The 18,430-nt window shown below is 46.3% G+C and carries 16 protein-coding genes; all 16 read right to left on the bottom strand.

The genetic code is table 11. From position 1 onward, the window contains the following. Positions 1-18 precede the first annotated feature (18 nt). Positions 19-1,359: a cell division protein FtsZ gene (gene ftsZ / locus ICN10_RS05510; RefSeq protein WP_216213453.1), complete on the bottom strand. Its 1,341-nt coding sequence runs from the start codon at positions 1,357-1,359 to the stop codon at positions 19-21. Positions 1,360-1,408: 49 nt separating this feature from the next. After that, positions 1,409-2,638, bottom strand: a complete 1,230-nt coding sequence (gene ftsA, locus ICN10_RS05505) for a cell division protein FtsA (protein WP_216213451.1) — start codon at positions 2,636-2,638, stop codon at positions 1,409-1,411. Positions 2,639-2,647: 9 nt separating this feature from the next. Then, entirely contained in the window at positions 2,648-3,505 is an 858-nt protein-coding gene (locus ICN10_RS05500) for a cell division protein FtsQ/DivIB (RefSeq protein ID WP_216213448.1), read from the bottom strand. Then, complete coding sequence (locus tag ICN10_RS05495; RefSeq protein ID WP_216215203.1) at positions 3,502-4,452, bottom strand: D-alanine--D-alanine ligase; 951 nt, start codon at positions 4,450-4,452, stop codon at positions 3,502-3,504. The genes ICN10_RS05500 and ICN10_RS05495 overlap by 4 nt, the downstream gene beginning before the upstream one ends. A gap of 55 nt (positions 4,453-4,507) precedes the next feature. Then, a complete protein-coding gene (murC, locus tag ICN10_RS05490) occupies positions 4,508-5,944 on the bottom strand; it encodes a UDP-N-acetylmuramate--L-alanine ligase (protein WP_216213445.1) in 1,437 nt (478 codons plus the stop codon). Next, positions 5,941-7,014, bottom strand: coding sequence for an undecaprenyldiphospho-muramoylpentapeptide beta-N-acetylglucosaminyltransferase (gene murG / locus ICN10_RS05485; RefSeq protein ID WP_216213442.1), 1,074 nt, complete (start codon positions 7,012-7,014; stop codon positions 5,941-5,943). Before murG ends, murC begins: the two co-directional genes overlap by 4 nt. Continuing rightward, complete coding sequence (ftsW, locus tag ICN10_RS05480) at positions 7,011-8,282, bottom strand: putative lipid II flippase FtsW (RefSeq protein ID WP_068320291.1); 1,272 nt, start codon at positions 8,280-8,282, stop codon at positions 7,011-7,013. Before ftsW ends, murG begins: the two co-directional genes overlap by 4 nt. Continuing rightward, entirely contained in the window at positions 8,279-9,862 is a 1,584-nt protein-coding gene (murD, locus tag ICN10_RS05475; protein WP_216215200.1) for a UDP-N-acetylmuramoyl-L-alanine--D-glutamate ligase, read from the bottom strand. The genes ftsW and murD overlap by 4 nt, the downstream gene beginning before the upstream one ends. A 52-nt stretch (positions 9,863-9,914) precedes the next feature. Beyond that, positions 9,915-11,084, bottom strand: a complete 1,170-nt coding sequence (gene mraY, locus ICN10_RS05470; protein ID WP_216184653.1) for a phospho-N-acetylmuramoyl-pentapeptide-transferase — start codon at positions 11,082-11,084, stop codon at positions 9,915-9,917. Continuing rightward, complete coding sequence (murF, locus tag ICN10_RS05465; protein ID WP_216213439.1) at positions 11,075-12,523, bottom strand: UDP-N-acetylmuramoyl-tripeptide--D-alanyl-D-alanine ligase; 1,449 nt, start codon at positions 12,521-12,523, stop codon at positions 11,075-11,077. The genes mraY and murF overlap by 10 nt, the downstream gene beginning before the upstream one ends. Beyond that, a complete protein-coding gene (locus ICN10_RS05460) occupies positions 12,523-14,073 on the bottom strand; it encodes a UDP-N-acetylmuramoyl-L-alanyl-D-glutamate--2,6-diaminopimelate ligase (RefSeq protein ID WP_216213437.1) in 1,551 nt (516 codons plus the stop codon). Before ICN10_RS05460 ends, murF begins: the two co-directional genes overlap by 1 nt. Beyond that, complete coding sequence (locus ICN10_RS05455) at positions 14,070-15,842, bottom strand: penicillin-binding protein 2 (protein WP_216213434.1); 1,773 nt, start codon at positions 15,840-15,842, stop codon at positions 14,070-14,072. The genes ICN10_RS05460 and ICN10_RS05455 overlap by 4 nt, the downstream gene beginning before the upstream one ends. Further along, positions 15,839-16,105: a cell division protein FtsL gene (ftsL, locus tag ICN10_RS05450; RefSeq protein WP_216213431.1), complete on the bottom strand. Its 267-nt coding sequence runs from the start codon at positions 16,103-16,105 to the stop codon at positions 15,839-15,841. Before ftsL ends, ICN10_RS05455 begins: the two co-directional genes overlap by 4 nt. Beyond that, entirely contained in the window at positions 16,102-17,052 is a 951-nt protein-coding gene (gene rsmH / locus ICN10_RS05445) for a 16S rRNA (cytosine(1402)-N(4))-methyltransferase RsmH (RefSeq protein ID WP_216213429.1), read from the bottom strand. Before rsmH ends, ftsL begins: the two co-directional genes overlap by 4 nt. Positions 17,053-17,064: 12 nt before the next feature. After that, positions 17,065-17,493, bottom strand: a complete 429-nt coding sequence (gene mraZ, locus ICN10_RS05440; protein WP_068320686.1) for a division/cell wall cluster transcriptional repressor MraZ — start codon at positions 17,491-17,493, stop codon at positions 17,065-17,067. Between the two features lie 302 nt (positions 17,494-17,795). After that, the gene (coq7, locus tag ICN10_RS05435; RefSeq protein ID WP_216213426.1) at positions 17,796-18,425 is read right to left on the bottom strand and encodes a 2-polyprenyl-3-methyl-6-methoxy-1,4-benzoquinone monooxygenase; all 630 of its coding nucleotides are present in this window, start codon (positions 18,423-18,425) and stop codon (positions 17,796-17,798) included. Between the last annotated feature and the right edge of the window lie 5 nt (positions 18,426-18,430).

The following is an 18,430-nucleotide window of genomic DNA, read 5'->3' as shown; positions in this document are numbered from 1 at the left end:
ATTGTATTAAGCAGTCAATTAATCTGCTTGCTTACGCAAAAAGGCTGGGATTTCATAGTAATCAGCCCCTTTGTCCAACATGGATTTAGCTTGCGGAGAGCTATCTGCACCTAATGTAGGCGCAGGAGTCGCTTCACGAGAGCTACGAAAAACGCGTGGTAAATCGTATTGGCTGTAATCAACACCAGTGCTTGCTGGCTGTGCTGCCATCGCTGGAGCACTACCAACACCAGTCATTGCCAAACCTGCGCTAGTTCCCAAAGCGGAATCCATACTTACCTTGCTCATTGCAGCAGATGGGCTTGCAGGGGCGAAACTATTGAGATCAGCCATTGTTGGCATGGCATCGTGAGTACCAGTAGCTTGTCTCCAAACTACTTCAGGCTGGTTATTTTTACGAGCTTGAGGATTATTCAAACCAGTAGCAACCACAGTCACACGTAAGGCGTCACCTAAGCTCTCGTCATATACGGTACCGAAGATCACTGTTGCGTCATCTGCAGCGTAGCCGCGAATCGCAGCCATTACTTCACGAGTCTCAGACAACTTCAATGAACGGCTAGCAGTAATGTTGACCAATACACCGCGTGCACCTGAAAGATCAACACCCTCTAACAATGGTGATGCCACCGCAGCTTCAGCAGCCAAGCGTGCACGATCCATACCAGAAACAGTTGCCGTTCCCATCATGGCTTTGCCTTGCTCGCCCATGACTGTCTTAACGTCTTCAAAGTCAACGTTAATCAAACCTTGAACATTAATGATTTCTGCGATGCCTGAAACCGCGTTATGCAATACGTCATCAGCGCAAGCAAATGCTTTGTCGAACTCAGCATCTTCACCCATTACTTCAAAGAGTTTTTCATTGAGCACAACAATGAGTGAATCTACATATGACTCGAGTTCTGCAGCACCGTTCTCAGCAACCTTCAAACGCTTCACACCCTCAAAATCAAATGGCTTACTGATCACGCCAACAGTGAGGATGCCCATTTCTTTTGCTACTTGAGCAACGATTGGAGCTGCACCAGTTCCAGTGCCGCCACCCATACCAGCAGTGATGAACACCATATGTGCGCCTTGCAAGGTATCAGCAATGCGGGCACGCGCTTCTTCAGCAGACGCAGCACCGATTTCTGGTTTAGCCCCTGCACCCAATCCGCTAGAGCCCAGTTGCAAATTCACAGATGCCTCAGAACGCTGTAAAGCGCCAGCATCGGTGTTCATGCAAATAAACTCTACGCCGTTAACACCGCGACGGATCATGTGCTGGACAGCATTACCACCAGCGCCACCAACTCCAACCACTTTAATAATGGTCTTGCCGGCTGTTTCTTGATCTAACATTTCAAATTCCATATACCCTCCTAGGTAAAAAACGTACTACATTGACGACGACGAAAAAAACTTAAAAATTTCCTGCAAACCATTCCTTCATGCGCGAGATAACTCCTTGCAACGCGCCTGATTGAGAAACACGACGGCCGCGCAATAACTGCGCTTGACCTTCCATCAGCAAACCAATGCTGGTGGCATATCTGGGACTACGCAAAACTTCATGTAAATGGCCACGGTACTCAGGCGTGCCGATGCGGGCTGGTCTTAAAAAGACTTGCTCAGCCAACTCCACCATGCCAGGCATGAGCGCAGTGCCACCTGTTAAAACAATTCCTGAAGAAACCATGTCTTCGTAACCGGAGTCGCGAACTACACCTCGCACGAGCGTAAATAACTCTTCAACACGTGGCTCAATCACCGCTGCCAATGCTTGCTTAGACATCGGACGTGGCTCACGATCGCCCACACCAGGAACATCAATCATCGCAGTGGGATCTGCCATGTCTTGACGAGCAATGCCATGTGCAATCTTCAAATCTTCCGCATCAATTGTTGGTGTACGCAAAGCCATTGCAATGTCATTAGTAATTTGATCGCCTGCAATTGGAATTACTGCGGTATGACGAATAGAACCTTGGCAGTAAATTGCAATATCAGTAGTTCCGCCACCGATATCCACCAACACCACACCCAACTCTTTCTCATCCTCAGTGAGCACTGCCAAACTTGATGCCAAAGGTTGCAAAATCAAATCGTTTACTTCAAGACCACAGCGACGTACGCACTTCACAATGTTTTGTGCTGCACTTACAGCGCCAGTAACAATGTGTACCTTCACCTCTAAGCGAAGACCGCTCATACCAATCGGCTCGCGCACATCTTCCTGTCCATCAATAATGAATTCCTGAACAAGGATGTGCAAAATCTGCTGATCGGTTGGAATATTGATGGCCTTGGCAGTCTCGAGCACGCGCTCCACATCACCAGCGCCAACTTCTTTGTCGCGTATTGCCACCATGCCGCTCGAGTTAAAACTCACAATATGGTTACCAGCAATGCCCGTAAATACCTGAACGATCTGGCGATCCGCCATCACCTCGGCCTCTTCAAGCGCCTTTTGAATCGATTGAACTGTCGCCTCAATATTGACTACAACGCCCTTCTTCAAGCCTTTGGATGCAGTTTGACCAACGCCAACTACATTGAATTGACCATCAGGAGCTAATTCAGCAACCAAGGCAACAACCTTGGATGTACCAATATCTAACCCAACCAACACATCACGATTGTCTTTACTCATTGCCATTCCTCATTGCTTCAGCTCGCTTTTTTTGCCATCTACATCATTCTTCTTCAAACTTGCAGAGGCAAGATGAACCGCAAAACCATTTGCATATCGCAAATCAATTGCATCAATTCGATTAGCCCACTTCTCTTGTACTTGGGGCCAATATTTAAATAATCTCGCTACACGCTCTTCGGTTAAATTTTTATCGGAGCTTTCTTCATCGCGCCCAAACTCGACTCTCATACCATTTGAAAGTCTGACGTTCCATGCGTAGCGCTCCGTTAAGGCAAGACTAGTTACTTCTGCACCCCAAGGTTTAAACCAGCTATTTGCTTTTTCATAAAGACTCATCACTTCTTTGCCTGAATCTGCGGGGCCAGAGAAGTCAACCAGACGGATGTCGTCACCCACTTCAGAGACTCGTCCAGCAAATAGCTCCCCATGGGTATTCATTAAAGTGTGACTCTCAGCACCACCCCATGTACCAAATGGTTTCTGTTCTTCAATGCTGACGACCAATCCATTGGGCCAGACACGGCGTACATTGGCATGTCGAACCCAAGGCATGCTCTCAAAGCCACGCTTTACATCCTCTAGACGAACACTAAAGAAATTACCCTGTACTGTTTCAAGAACCTGCTGCTTCACGATAGGCTTCTTAATGTGTTTTAGCGTTTGTCCTGCAACTGGCTCAATTTGTATTTGCTTCAAAGCAAATACTGGACGCTGACTAAGCCAAACCAAAATACCAATTACTAGCATCACTATGAAGCAACGTATCAAGAAACGACTCAGCTTCTCCATGCGATCTGAGTGATTCCAAAGTGGAGCCATCAACATAGAGAAAATTTCACCGAAGCGGTCCATGAAGTTACTCATGCATGAGCACCCTCTTTTTGCTGCAGTGTTTGGCCCAATAACCAAAGAACCAAATCCGCATACTCAATACCTGCTGCCTTAGCGGCCATTGGTACCAACGAATGAGAAGTCATGCCCGGAGAAGTATTCATTTCTAGCAAATAAGGTTTGCCAGTTTTTTGCTCCAGCATCACATCAGCGCGACCCCAAGTCCGGCAACCCAAAGCCTTGTAAGCCGCCAAGGCTAATTCCTGCACGGCAGCATTCACCTCTGGCGCAAGCCCTGTTGGGCATAGGTACTGAGTTTCATCAGAGAAGTACTTATTATGAAAATCGTAATTTGCTTGTGGCGGAATAATTTTGATTACGGGTAACGCTTCTGCTGTTTTGCCCTGGCCGACCAATGGGCAAGTGAGTTCATCACCAATAATGCAGGTTTCTGCAATTACTTTTTTATCTAAACCAGCGGCAAGCTTGTAAGCAGCCGGCAATTCTTCGACTGATTTAACTTTGGTTAAACCTAAAGAGGAGCCTTCATGCGCAGGCTTCACAATTAATGGCAAGCCTAAATGTTGAACGACTGCATTCCAATCACTTGTTGCGGTCAACTCTTCATACTCAGGAGTCGCCAGTCCATTGCTAATCCAGACTTGCTTGGTGACAATCTTGTCGATTGCTAAAGCGGAAGCCAATACAGCACTACCGGTATAAGGCAAACCTAATAACTCCAGCAGCCCTTGAATAGTTCCATCTTCACCAAAGCGACCATGCAAGGAAATGAAAATGCGATCAAAATTTTCTTTGGCTAGTTCAGTTGGGCAGCGCAAACCAGTATCAAAAGCGTGGGCATCAACGCCTTTTGAACGCAGCGCTTCCAAAACGCCATTGCCTGACATGAGTGAAATTTCTCGCTCACCTGATTTGCCGCCAAGCAATACTCCAACACGGCCTAAAGACTTAAGATCCATACCAGCCAAGCTGGACTTCACGCGATCGCCCCAGGAGCTCAAATTCGCACCGACATTAAACATGCTTTGCCTCCGACAATGTATGTGGCAAAGCAGAAATTGATCCTGCACCCATCGTAATTAATACATCCCCATCTTTTAAAACTTGACTCAATTTTTCTGGCATCTCTGCAATATTTGCAGCGTAAGCAACTGCGCCTGAATTTAATAAGGCTTTTGAATTCTTATCTTCAGCTATTGCAGCCTTCATCAAACTCTTGCCATCTGCCCCTGGAATTTTTGCCTCACCGGCTGGATAGACATCAGTCAATACCAACGCATCAAAGCTTCTAAGGACTTGTACAAATTCACCAAAACAATCGCGCGTTCTTGTAAAGCGATGTGGCTGGAATGCCAGAACCAAACGGCGATCTGGATAAGCGCCGCGAGCGGCAGCTAAAGTTGCTGCCATCTCTACTGGGTGATGACCGTAATCATCAATCAAAGTAAAGCTGCCACCTGATGCCAGCGGAATCTCTCCATAACGCTGGAAGCGACGACCAACACCGCTAAATTCCGAGAGAGCCTTGGTGATGGCCTCGTCACCCACACCCAGCTCTGTAGCGATACCAATTGCAGCCAAGGCATTACGCACGTTGTGTAATCCAGGCAAGTTCAGCGTGACATTAAGTGGACCAGGCTTATTGCCATGTCTGCGGACAGTGCGACGATCAACCGTGAAATGCATCTGTGTGCCATCTGCGCGCACATTACTTGCGCGGATATCGGCATCCTCAGATAGGCCGTAGCGCAATATCGGCTGGGATACAAATGGAATGATGTCGCGCACATTTGCATCATCAATACAAAGCACTGCCACACCATAAAACGGCATACGCTGAATAAACTGTACAAATGCTTGCTTTAAGCGCGCCATATCGTGCTGATAGGTATCCATATGATCTGCATCGATATTGGTGACAACTTCCATTGCTGGAAATAATTGCAAGAAAGAAGCATCGGATTCATCAGCCTCAACAACGATGAAGTCACCACGCCCTAAACGCGCATTGGCGTTTGCAGAATTGAGTTTTCCGCCAATTACAAACGTAGGATCTAGACCACCTTCAGCCAATACTGATGCGACCAAACTAGTGGTCGTTGTTTTTCCATGGGTGCCAGCAATCGCAATACCCTGCTTTAAGCGCATTAACTCACCCAACATCACAGCACGCTGAATGACTGGAATCTTTGCAGCACGCGCAGCCAAAACTTCAGGATTGTTTCCAGCAACTGCTGTTGAAATGACTACTGCCTCAGCAGTGCCAATATTTTTAGGGTCATGACCAATATGAATCACGGCACCCAACTCCTTCAGGCGCTTAGTAACAGCGCCCTCAGCAAGATCTGATCCTGAAACCTGATATCCCAAGTTCAAAAGCACCTCAGCAATGCCGCTCATACCAGCGCCACCGATACCGATAAAGTGAATTTGCTGAACGATATGCTTCATTTGCCTACTCCCGCACAATCTGCACACACTTCAGCCACTCGCTGGGTCGCATTTGGTTTAGCCAAGGCATGGGCTCTCAGCGCCATTTCTTTTAATTCTTTGCGATTCAGGTTTTGAATCATCATTGCTAAATCTTGCGGATTGAGTAAGGGCTGCGGCAATAAAACTGCTGCGTCTGCACTAGATAAAAACTGTGCATTAGCGGTTTGATGATCATCAATCGCAAATGGGAAAGGAATAAGGCAAGAAGCAACTCCACAAGCGGCTATTTCAGAAACAGTCATCGCACCAGAACGACAAATCACTAAATCTGCCTGTGAATACGCAGCTGGCATGTCGTCAATAAATGGACGAATATCTGCCGCGACACCCAGATCGGCATAACGCTTTTCTAGATCTGCCAAATGCTTATCGCCGGCTTGATGAATAACCTTAGGACGAGACCCTGCTGGAATCAACGCCAAAGCAGCTGGAATATTTTCATTTAAGGCTGCAGCTCCCAAGCTCCCGCCGACAACCAAAATAGATAAAGGCCCTTGACGCTGCTCATAACGCTCTGCAGGCGCAAGCATATGGTCAAATTCTTCACGAATCGGATTACCAACCCACTCTGCATTTGCCATCGTATTGGGGAATCCAGTCAAAGTTCGCATGGCGATTTTGCTTAGCGCAATATTGGCGCTACCAGCAACTGAATTTGATTCATGCAAAACCAATGGACGCTTCAATAATTTAGTGACTAAGCCACCCGGGAAAGTAATGTAACCACCCATACCTAAAACAACGTTCGGCTTAACGCGACGCATGATTTTCCAACTCTGAATGCATGCACGCATCAAATTAATTGGCAACATGAGTTTGGTCTTTAAACCTTTCCCACGCAAGCCGCCAAAATCAACCGCCTCAAATGGAAAGTCACAAGACTTCACGAGGCGATACTCCATGCCCGCTTGATTACCCAACCAAGAGACATTCCAACCACAAATCCGCAAGTATTCAGCGACAGCTAGGCCTGGGAAGATGTGCCCACCAGTACCACCAGCCATTACAAGAATTGAGGGTTTTGTCAAAGCTTCCCTCCACGCATCAGAATGCGATTTTCAAAATCAATGCGCAATAGCATTGCCATCGCAACAGCATTCATCAAAATACCAGAACCACCATAACTCACCAATGGCAAAGTCAAACCTTTAGTTGGTAACAGCCCAAGGTTCACACCCATATTAATAAAGGCCTGCCAACCAATCCAAATAGCCACACCCTTAGCAGCAAGTCCTGCAAAGCTACGATCTAATTGCAATGCGGTGCGTCCGATTAAGAATGCGCGACGTACGATCCAGTAGAACAAGAAGATCATCACGACTACACCAACAAAACCAAGCTCTTCACCGATCACTGCCATGATGAAATCGGTATGGGCTTCAGGCAAGTAATGTAATTTTTCTACGCTACCGCCAAGGCCTGTACCAAACCATTCGCCACGTCCAAAAGCCATGAGTGAATGGGTTAATTGATACCCCTTATTGGCTGCGTTATCTACTTGCCATGGATCCATAAATGCCAACATACGTCCACGACGGAATGGTGAGAGCGCAATCATCGTTGCACCGCTCATCAAGCCAACTGCAATCAAACCACCAAATAATTTAGCGTTGATACCGCCCAAAAAGAGAATGCCAAATGCAATCAATGCAACCACTACGAATGCACCCATATCCGGCTCAGCCATCAGCAAGCCACCAACCAAGGCAACTGCAATACCCATAGGTAGCATGCCCTTCACAAAGGAATGGAGATACTCTTGACGTTGCACTGTATAGCTTGCCGCAAAGATCACTGCAGCAAATTTCATTAACTCGGAAGGCTGGAAGTTCATCAAGCCAAGGGGAATCCAACGCTTAGCTCCATTCACGCCTTTACCGACACCAGGAATGAGTACCGCGATAAGCAGTAAAACGGTAAATCCAAAAATAACTGGTGAATAACGATCCCACACCTTTGTAGGAATCTTGAAAGCCCAAATCCCCACTCCAATAGCAATCGCCAAAGAAATCATATGGCGGATCAAGAAAAAGTTGCTACTGTAGTTCGCATACTTAGGTCCATCAGCCAAAGTAATGGAAGCTGAATACACCATCACTAGACCAATCAACATGAGGGACAAAATTGCCCAAACAAGCAACTGGTCATACTCCATCATGCGCGAACGAGTTTGCTCTACGCCAGATACCGCATCTCGCAAGCCAGTACGGAAGTTATCGATTCCGCCTCTAGAAAAATTCCAGAAACGATTTAATCCAAGACGGTTTTCGGGAAAGAATTTCTCTTTTAAGTTCATGCCTGGACCCCTTCAAAGCGCATTCCCAACTCTTCGACTTCTGCAGCAAATACTTGAGCACGTTCTTTATAGTCGCGGAACTGATCTAAGCTAGCGCAAGCTGGAGATAACAGCACTATGTCACCGGATATTGCCTGTGCAGCTACAGCCTGGACTGCAGTCACTAAGTCACCGCAATTAGTAACGGGTATTCCAGCGCCTAATGATTCGCCAATGGCAACACCATCTTTGCCAATCACGAAGGCGCCCTTTACAAAACGCAAAGCTGGTTCACGAAGTGGGCTGAAATCCTGCCCCTTACCATCTCCACCAGCAATTAACCAAATACGTTTACCTAATTCGTTATTACCCAAACCATTTAATGCGGCAACAGTGGCGCCCACATTAGTGCCTTTACTATCGTCCACATACTCAACGTCTTTAACAATCGCAATGCTTTGTACTCGATGAGGCTCGCCATGGTAATCACGTAAACCATGCAATAACAAGTTCATTGGCAAATTGGCAGCACGTGCTAAGGCAAGCGCAGCTAAGGCATTTAAGGCGTTGTGACGACCACGAATTCTTAATGCATCAGCTGGAATGAGGCGCTTCAATCGTAATGGCTCATCATCCTCAACAACTGCAGACTTACGACGACGTTTAGGCTTAGGCTCCACATCCTCATCTACTTCAGCCCACACCAGCCAATCAATACCGCCAGCACGCAAGTCATGCTCAATACCAAATGCGCCTTGCTCATCTGGACGATTGGACCCAAAAGTCACAATAGATTTCTCTGCTCTCTGCTCTTCAGAAAGCAAGCCCATTACAAGAGAGTCATCACGATTCAGGATGCACACTGTATCGGTGCCAAATATTCTTGACTTAGCATCTGCATAAGCCTGCATATCCCCATGCCAATCCAAATGGTCTTGGGTAATATTCAACACAGTTGCTGCTGTTGCATTTAAGGTGTGGGTATAAACCAGCTGGAAACTGGATAACTCCAACACCCAAACATCAGGCATGTCGACAATTTGATCTGCCAAGTCTAAGCAGCTCATTAATTTTTCTAAAGCGGCAGGGCTGATATTTCCCGCAACAGCAACTTTCTTGCCGGCGCGCTCACAGAGTTGACCCGTTAGTGCAGTAGTCGTTGTTTTGCCATTAGTACCAGTGACTGCCAATACCGCAGCCTCATAGCTAGACTCTTGTGCCTGAGCCATGCGACCTAAAGCAGAAATTGCACGAGCAAAAAATTCAATTTCGCTCCACACGTCGATTTCAGCTTCCTCAGCCTTTACCAAGAAAGAATATGTTGGATCTTGCACCGGAGAAAGCCCTGGGCTGATACCAATCACATCAATTCCTTTGAGTAAGTCATCACTCAAAGGTCCAAAACAGGTATCTTTTAGACCCGCAATGTGAAGCTCTTGCAACCAAGCATTCTGACGCTCACTTAATGATGATTGCTCACGAGTGTCGGCGAGACGGACCTCTGCACCATTACGCAAGCACCACTTAGCCATGGCGACACCAGATTCACCCAAACCTAAAATGAGGAATCGGCTTGGTGCTTGATAGCCTTCATCACTCATGAAAGCTGAATTAGCGAAGGTATTTTCTAAAATCAACATATTTACTTTTGGGTCACCGTAACTTCAAGCTAGATAAGCCAATTAAGACTAAGAGAATCGTGATGATCCAGAAACGCACAACTACTTGCGTTTCTTTCCAGCCACCTAATTCAAAATGATGATGCAATGGTGCCATTCGGAAAATACGACGGCCCTCGCCAAAATGTTTTTTGGTTACCTTGAACCAAAATACTTGCAACATCACTGAAAGGGTTTCGGCAACAAAAATGCCGCCCATCACAAACAACACAATTTCTTGGCGAACAATGACTGCAATAGTGCCGAGTGCCCCACCTAAAGCTAGCGCACCTACGTCACCCATAAATACTTGGGCTGGATGGGTGTTGTACCAAAGGAAAGCTAATCCTGCGCCACCCATAGCGCCACAGAAAATCATTAACTCGCCAGCGCCAGGAATATAAGGGAAGAGGAGGTACTTCGCATAAATCGCATTACCCATTACATAGGCGAAAGCTCCTAATGCAGCACCCACCAGAATGACTGGCATGATGACCAAACCATCAAGGCCATCGGTTAGATTCACAGCGTTACTACTGCCAACAATTACTAAGTAACTCAAAATAATGAAACCCATAATTCCTAATGGGTAGCTCACTTCCTTCATAAACGGTAATAGCAAGTTAGTTTTTGCTGGTAGGTCTAAAGCAAAGCCGCTTCTGAGCCACTCATAGAACAATTGCAGCACCTTGAGGTTGTTGACCTCGGAAACAGAAAACGCAAGGTAGATTGCAGCAAATAAACCAATCAAAGTTTGCCAAAAGAATTTCTCTTTCGATGCCATACCCTTGGGGTCTTTGTAGACCACTTTACGGTAATCATCTACCCAACCTACCAAGCCAAAGCCAAAGGTAACAATCATCACAATCCAAATAAATCGATTGCTAAGATCTGCCCACAACATGCATGAAATAAAAATACCAATCAAAATCAAGACGCCACCCATTGTCGGAGTGCCTGATTTCACTAAATGTGTTTGCGGTCCGTCAGTTCTTACAGCTTGACCCATCTTTAAAGCAGTGAGTTTGCGAATAACCCAGGGTCCCGCAGCCAAACCGATTAACAATGCAGTCACCGTTGCCATCACCGCTCTAAAAGTGATGTAGTTGAATACTCGGAAAAATCCGAAGTCATCCTGCAACCATTGCGCCAACATTAAGAGCATGTTTTAGCCTCCTCTAACAAGGCCTGCACTACACGCTCCATGCGCATAAATCGTGAACCTTTAACCAAAATATTTAAATGCTGATTGCTGCCGCTGGACTGGGTATGAAGCGCATCTCTTAATTGCGTAATCAGACTGTCCATATCCGCAAAATGTATTGCCTGAGATGCAGTTGCAACACCTTTACCAGCTTCATTAAATCCTTGGAGTGCGAATTGACATTGCTCACCTAGGGCAAAGAGTTTGGCGATACCCTGTTCAGCAGCATAGGCGCCAACTTCCCGATGAAACTCGGGGCCTTGATTGCCAACTTCGCCCATATCACCCAAAATTAACCAAGATAAATTTCCCGATTGTTTTAAAGCATCAATAGCCGCTCTTACAGAATCAGGATTAGCGTTATAGCTATCATCAATGAGGGTTCGTTTTGAATCGATCGCCTTAGCTTGCATACGTCCATTGACCGGCGAGAAAGATTCGAGGCCCTGCTTAATTTTTTCAAGACTTACACCAGCCGCAATTCCTACCGCACTTGCTGCTAGAGCATTGCGAACATTATGGCTACCCAAGGTATTCAACTGAACCTCGATGCTGCCTTGTTCAGTTTTAATCTGTACTAACCCATTGCTTAATAGGGTGCCAGTTACTGCGGCTGATGCCTTGGTCTGTGCAGATGACAGAACAAAATCAATAACCTTGCGACCTGCAGCAGCCTGGTGCCAAACATTTGCAAATTCAGAATCTGCTGGGAATACAGCGATCCCATCAGTTGGTAACGCACGAATTGCATCAGAGTGTTCTTCAGCGACAGCGGCTACTGTTGCCATAAACTCTTGATGCTCACGCTGGGCGTTATTAATTAATGCGATATTGGCCTGAGCAATAGCAGCCAACTGTGCCGTCTCACCCGGATGATTCATGCCAAGCTCAACAACTGCTAGACGATCCGTCGAGCGTAACTTTAATAGGGTTAATGGCAAACCAATATCGTTGTTCAAATTACCTTTGGTCACCAGGGTATGTTGTTCGCCAACGGCAGCCTTGAAAATAGAAGCAATCATTTCCTTAACGGTGGTCTTACCATTGCTACCAGTAACCAAAGCCAAAGGAATAGGATGATTAGCGCGCCATGCTTTGGCTAAATTTCCTAAACCAACGCGTGTGTTCGAAACGCAAATTGCTGGCAAGTCGGCCGGGCATTTATCTTGACTACTAATTAGCGCAGCACCTGCGCCTGCTTTCGCAACATCAGATAAGAAGTCGTGTGCATCAAAGCGCTCGCCAACCAAAGCTACAAATAATTCATTACGCTCTATCTGGCGACTATCAGTACCCACTCGAGAAACAACCAAGTCCTGAGCAGCTTCTACAGAGGTATTAATTAGCTTGCTTCCAGGCAGCATGGCCTGGGCTTGAGCAAGCGTTGTCATGATGGACATTAGATTCCACCTCCTGCAGCCAAGCGGATATGTTCCTGGTCAGAGAAATCAAATTTCTTGCCATTGATTTCTTGGGTAGTTTCATGCCCCTTACCAGCCACCAAAACAATATCGCGAGCATTCGCATGACGCACAGCCGCCATAATGGCAGCAGCACGATCGGCAATCATCTGAACATTTGTTGCATCAACTTTTAGGCCACCACGAATCATCTGCATGATGGCTTGTGGATCTTCTGAGCGTGGATTGTCGCTAGTAATCAAAATTTGATCGGCATAACGCTCTGCAACAGCGCCCATTAGCGATCGTTTTCCGGCATCTCTATCGCCACCGCAGCCAAATACACACCAAATATTTCCACCACGCCGGTCTGCAATAGGCCGTAAAGCCTGCAAAGTTTTCTCTAAGGCATCTGGCGTATGTGCGTAATCGACAACCGCCAATAAACCCTCTGTTTTTTGAGGCTTGCCAAGTTGAATTAACTCCATGCGCCCAAGCACCGGATTTAATTGACTGACTTTTTGTGCTGCAAGCTCACAGCTCATGCCTTGAGCAAGCAATACTGTCCATACTGCAAGCGCATTACTTAAATTAAATTCACCCAACAATGGGATATGCAATTGAGCACTTCCTGCATTGTCATAAACAAAAGTGGAATCGTAGCCTGCACCATTCAACGCAGTCTCTTTTGCATAAATACGGTGCAATCGGTCACCAAATTTTTCAAAGCCTTCGAAAACTGATAGCGACAAGGCATATGCCCACACCTTCAAATTGTTTTTGGCCAACAGATTCATAGCCAACTCACGACCAAAAGCATCATCTAAATTAATCACCGCATGCTTAAGTCCGGACTGCTGAAATAACTTTGCTTTCGCCTCGGCGTACTCGGCCATACTGCCGTGGTAATCCAAATGATCTTGCGTGAGATTAGTGAAGATCGCGCAATTTAACTCAGTACCAGCGATTCGATCTTGATCCAATGCGTGTGAAGATACTTCCATGGCTACTTGCTTTGCACCTGCGCTACGCAACTCCGCTAGCTGAGTTTGTAACTTTGGGGCATCTGGAGTTGTATAGCCAGTTTGAACCAAGGCACCGGGAAATCCAGTTCCTAAAGTTCCTAAAACCGCAGTGCGATGATTGCTGGCATCTAAAGCCTGAGCAAGCCACTGAGTAATACTTGTTTTTCCATTGGTGCCAGTAACGCCAATAATGCTCAATTCTTTGCTGGGGTTTCCGTACCACCGAGAGCACAACTGGCCCGCCTCTGCAGCAAGATTTTCAACTGCGAAGCATTGTGGGTGATCTATAAATTGATTATCCATACCCGCAGGATCAAACACCACGGCCGCTGCACCATTTTCTAAGGCAGCATGAATAAACTGACGTCCATCGCGCAATGCATTGCCATGACCTACCAGATAGGCAAAAAAGATATCGCCAGACTGAATCTGGCGACTATCCGCACACACTTTTGCGGAGGAATTCGCTAGTGTGTGTAAGTGGTCAATCAAGTGATTGGTGTCTATTTTCAAATCCACCCTCATCGCTTCAAAACCACATGTTGAGCTTGTGCATTTGCAGACTGAATCTCGTGTGGACTCTTGTCTTGCAGCACCATCTGCTTCACTTTGTTATCTGGCAATACATTTAAGGTATGCAGTGTTTCGCTCACAATGGTCGAGAAAACAGGTGCGGCAACATCTCCACCGTAGTGACTTCCACCCGTAGGCTCATCAATCATGACTGCAACCACAATACGTGGCGCACTAATAGGGGCTAAGCCAGCAAAGTAAGCGCGATACTTATTGCCATACCCTTTACCAACTAACTTATGCGCTGTTCCAGTCTTGCCCCCTACACGGAAACCTTCAGCTTGCGCCTTAATGGCAGTGCCTCCAGGCTCAGTAACCGACTCCATCATGGTTCGCATTTCTATTGCAGTTTTTGGAGAAAGAACTTTTGTGCCTGGTTTAAATTCTGGGCTCCGCTCAATTGTCAGTGGAACCAATTCACCATCACGTGCAAAAACTGTGTAAGCACGAGCTACCTGAAATAGCGAAGCAGAAATACCGTAACCAAATGCAATACGCGCTTGATCGGTAGGCATCCACTTTTTAAATGGGTGAACTGTTCCAGCCACAGCGCCAGGGAAACCAATTTTTGGCGCTTGTCCAAAGCCAACTGCTGTGTAGAAATCCCACATCTCTTCGGCAGAAAGGCTGTTCATTGCAATCTTTGCCGTTCCAATGTTGCTGGACTTTTGAATAATTTGCGAGACCGTTAAATTTCCATAAGGATGCGTATCGGTAATTGGCTTAGGCCCAATTAAATACTTAGCGCCAATCACCATATTGGTATCAGGCTTGACCGCGCCTTTTTCTAATGCAATTGCAATCGTTAACGGCTTCATGGTTGAGCCAGGCTCAAAGGTGTCTGTTAATACGCGATTACGTAATTGCTCGCCAGTTAACACCCTGCGATCATTCGGGTTGTAGCTTGGATAGTTTGCCAAAGCCAAAATCTCGCCCGTTTGCGTATCAAGCACTACCGCGCCGCCCGCCTTAGCGTGATGCTTTTCAACTGCATCTTTTACGGCGTTATAGGCTAAAAACTGAATCTTGCTATCAATAGACAGATTTAAATCTTTTCCGTTTTGTGGCAACTGCAAAATAGCCATTTCATCGACAACGCGACCAAGACGATCAACCACTACACGTCTTTGTCCTGGGTGTCCGGCAAGGTCTTTCTCTCTAGAAAGCTCCATGCCCTCTTGGCCTTTATCGTTTACGTTTGTAAAGCCAACCACGTGCGCCATCGCTTCGCCCTCTGGATAGAAGCGACGATATTCATTATTTAAACCAATGCCTGGAATTTCTAATTGTTTAATTTGCTGCGCAACCGCTGGATCAACTTGGCGTTTTAAGAAGATTTGCTTGCGCTCTTCTTTTAGCTTCTTGCGTAAATCAGATTCACTCATCTGCAAGAGACTTGCTAGCTTCTGAACTTTGTCTGCAGCCAAATCGTCTGGAACTGTGTCGTTATAGGCGATAACCGATTTCGCCTCCAGACTAGTTGCAATAACCTGACCATTGCGATCCAAAATTTTTCCACGGCTTGCAGGCAACTCCAGCTCACGCTGAGTACCGCGCACGCCTTTTGCTTCATAGAATGCATTGCCTGGACCCTGAATCCAAAATGCACGCAGCAAAAGCATCATGAAAACAAAGAATAAGAGGAATAGCATTAAACGCGACCGCCACATTGGCAGACGCAACACTAAATTAGGCGTAGTAGAAAAACCGACCGGCCTCATTTAGCCTCCCTCAGATACAAAGTGCGTTCAGGAGAAATTGGGGACATGCGCAATTGATTGCGTGCAACATCACGAATACGTGCGGACTTTGAAAGATTGCGTTGCTCATACTCAAGACGTAACCATTCTTGATTTAGCTTACGCTCTTCAATCTGTGCACGTTCCTGCAGAATGAATAACTTACGCGCACGCTGCTGCGCCGCTACTAAAGATAGAGCGCAAATTAATAGCAATGCGAGCAAAGTAAATGTTGCACGATTCATGCAACTTCTCCCATGCGCTTTTCGGCAACACGCATAATTGCTGATCGTGCGCGAGGATTTTCAGATACCTCTGCATCACTAGGCTTAACGCGGCCAATAATTTCGAGTGCGCTTTGCGGCAAATCTTTTTCGCGCACTGGCAAGCCACGAGGCACCTCTACTTTGGCATGTGCTTGCATAAACTGCTTCACGATGCGATCTTCAAGAGAGTGGAAACTGATCACCGCTAGTCTTGCGCCAGGCTTTAATAATTTCAATGCCGCTTTTAAACCGAGTTCTAAATCTTCTAGCTCGCGATTGATAAAAATGCGCAGGGCTTGAAATGTTCTGGTTGCAGGATCTTGACCTGCTTCACGTGTGCGCACAACACTAGCTACAAGACTAGCTAATTCTGTCGTAGTTTTTGGTGACAATCCTTCTTCACGCTTGGCCACAATGGCCTTAGCGATCTGATATGCAAAGCGCTCTTCTCCGTAAGCCTTAATCACGTGCGTGATTTCCTCCGGTGGCGCTTGCTCCAACCACTCTGCTGCAGTTAAACCATGATCGGTATTCATACGCATATCGAGCGGACCTTCGCGTCGAAAAGAAAATCCCCGATGTGCTTCGTCCACTTGCGGCGAGCTGATGCCCAAGTCCAACAAAATTCCATCTACCGATTCTGCTTCCGCGTACTGATCCATCTGCGCAAAACTGTCGTGCACAATTTTCAAACGCGGATCGTTGATTTGTTGCGCTACTGCGATCGCATCCAAATCCTTGTCGAAAGAAATCATTCGTGCTGATGGATTCAATTCCTTGAGCAGCGCTTGAGTATGACCACCGCGCCCAAAAGTTCCATCGATCACTAGAATTTGTTTTGCAGAATTTTGATTTTGAATCAGTGGGCCACCAACTAGCGCCGTCACCGCCTCGGCCAGTAACACTGGGCGATGAGATATGTTCATAGCACCCTGTCATCAAAAATTAAATTGCTTGAGTGCTTCAGGCATGCCTTGCGCAATCGCAGCCTGTTCTTTTGCAGCGTATGTTGCTGCATCCCACAATTCCAAGTGACTTCCCATACCAAGCAAAATCACTTCTTTTTCTATTCCAGCTGCTGCGCGTAATTCTGGACTGACCAATACGCGACCAGCACTATCCAAATCCATTTCCGCTGCGTTACCCAAGAAGATTCGACGCCACCAATGAGCATCCATTGGAAGTTGTGCAACTCTCGCTCTGAAGGTTTCCCACTCAGGCCTTGGGAAGAGAAGTAGGCAGCCATCGGGGTGTTTTGTGAGCGTGATTCGGCCCTCGCCCTGTACCAACAAGGCGTCACGATGCTTTGCCGGCACAGACATGCGGCCTTTTGCATCTAAATTGAGAGCTGACGCACCTTGAAACACCATTTACCCCACTTTTTCACACTTCCTCCCACTTTAGAGGATCGCACTAAGAGGGTCAAGTGTTTTTAGGAGTTTTTTTAGGAATTTCTCTAGTGTTTACAAACACTTAGCGTCGTGTGTTCAGAAAATGGTGTTAGTAAAATAGCTACTTGAAACAATGGCTTGGAAAATATACTTAAGAATAGATCTTAGCTATTGGGCTAGATAATCCCAAAATATACTGTATTTATAAACAGTAATATCAAAAAAATATATCAAAATTAATCAGAAATTATTTTTTAAGAATTAATCGTATTTCAGTTTTAAATTTTGTAAGCAGTAGTGGTCATTACCTTAGACATTGCCTGCATTATTTTCTGAACAGGTTCTGGCAAATTTGCACCGCCTGCATTTTTTGCAGCTTGCCCATGTGCAATTTCATCAATGCGCATTTGATCAACAATTGCACGTGAGCGTTGATCCTCTTTAGGCAATTTTTCGAGATGACTTTCTAAGTGATTCTCTACTTGTTTTTCTGTTTCAGCAACAAATCCTAGGCTCCACTTATCGCCCGCTAAGCCTGCTGCCAAGCCGATCGCAAAGGATCCAGCATACCAAAGCGGATTGAGATAACTAGTATGTGATCCAAGTTCTTGTAGGCGAGTTTCACACCAAGCAAGGTGATCCATTTCTTCGCGGCCAGAGTGATCCAGCATCTCTTGAATATCTGAATTTCGTGCGACTAATTTTTGTGATTGATACAACGCTTGCGCACAAACTTCACCAACGTGATTAACACGCATGAGTCCAGCAGCATGTTTGCGTTCGGCAGCATCTAACCCGGAATGATTTGCAAAATCCGACCCTGGCGTAGGTCTTTGAGCATTGGCGCCCCCAACTACCGATCGAAGGGCGGTATCAAATTCCAGAATAAAGCGATCTATCGGGGACATACGCG

This window comes from Polynucleobacter sp. 86C-FISCH, assembly GCF_018882415.1.
In the GTDB taxonomy this organism is placed as follows: Bacteria; Pseudomonadota; Gammaproteobacteria; order Burkholderiales; family Burkholderiaceae; genus Polynucleobacter.
Note: the sequence above shows the minus strand (reverse complement) of the source record. Positions and strands in the feature narration are given on the sequence as shown.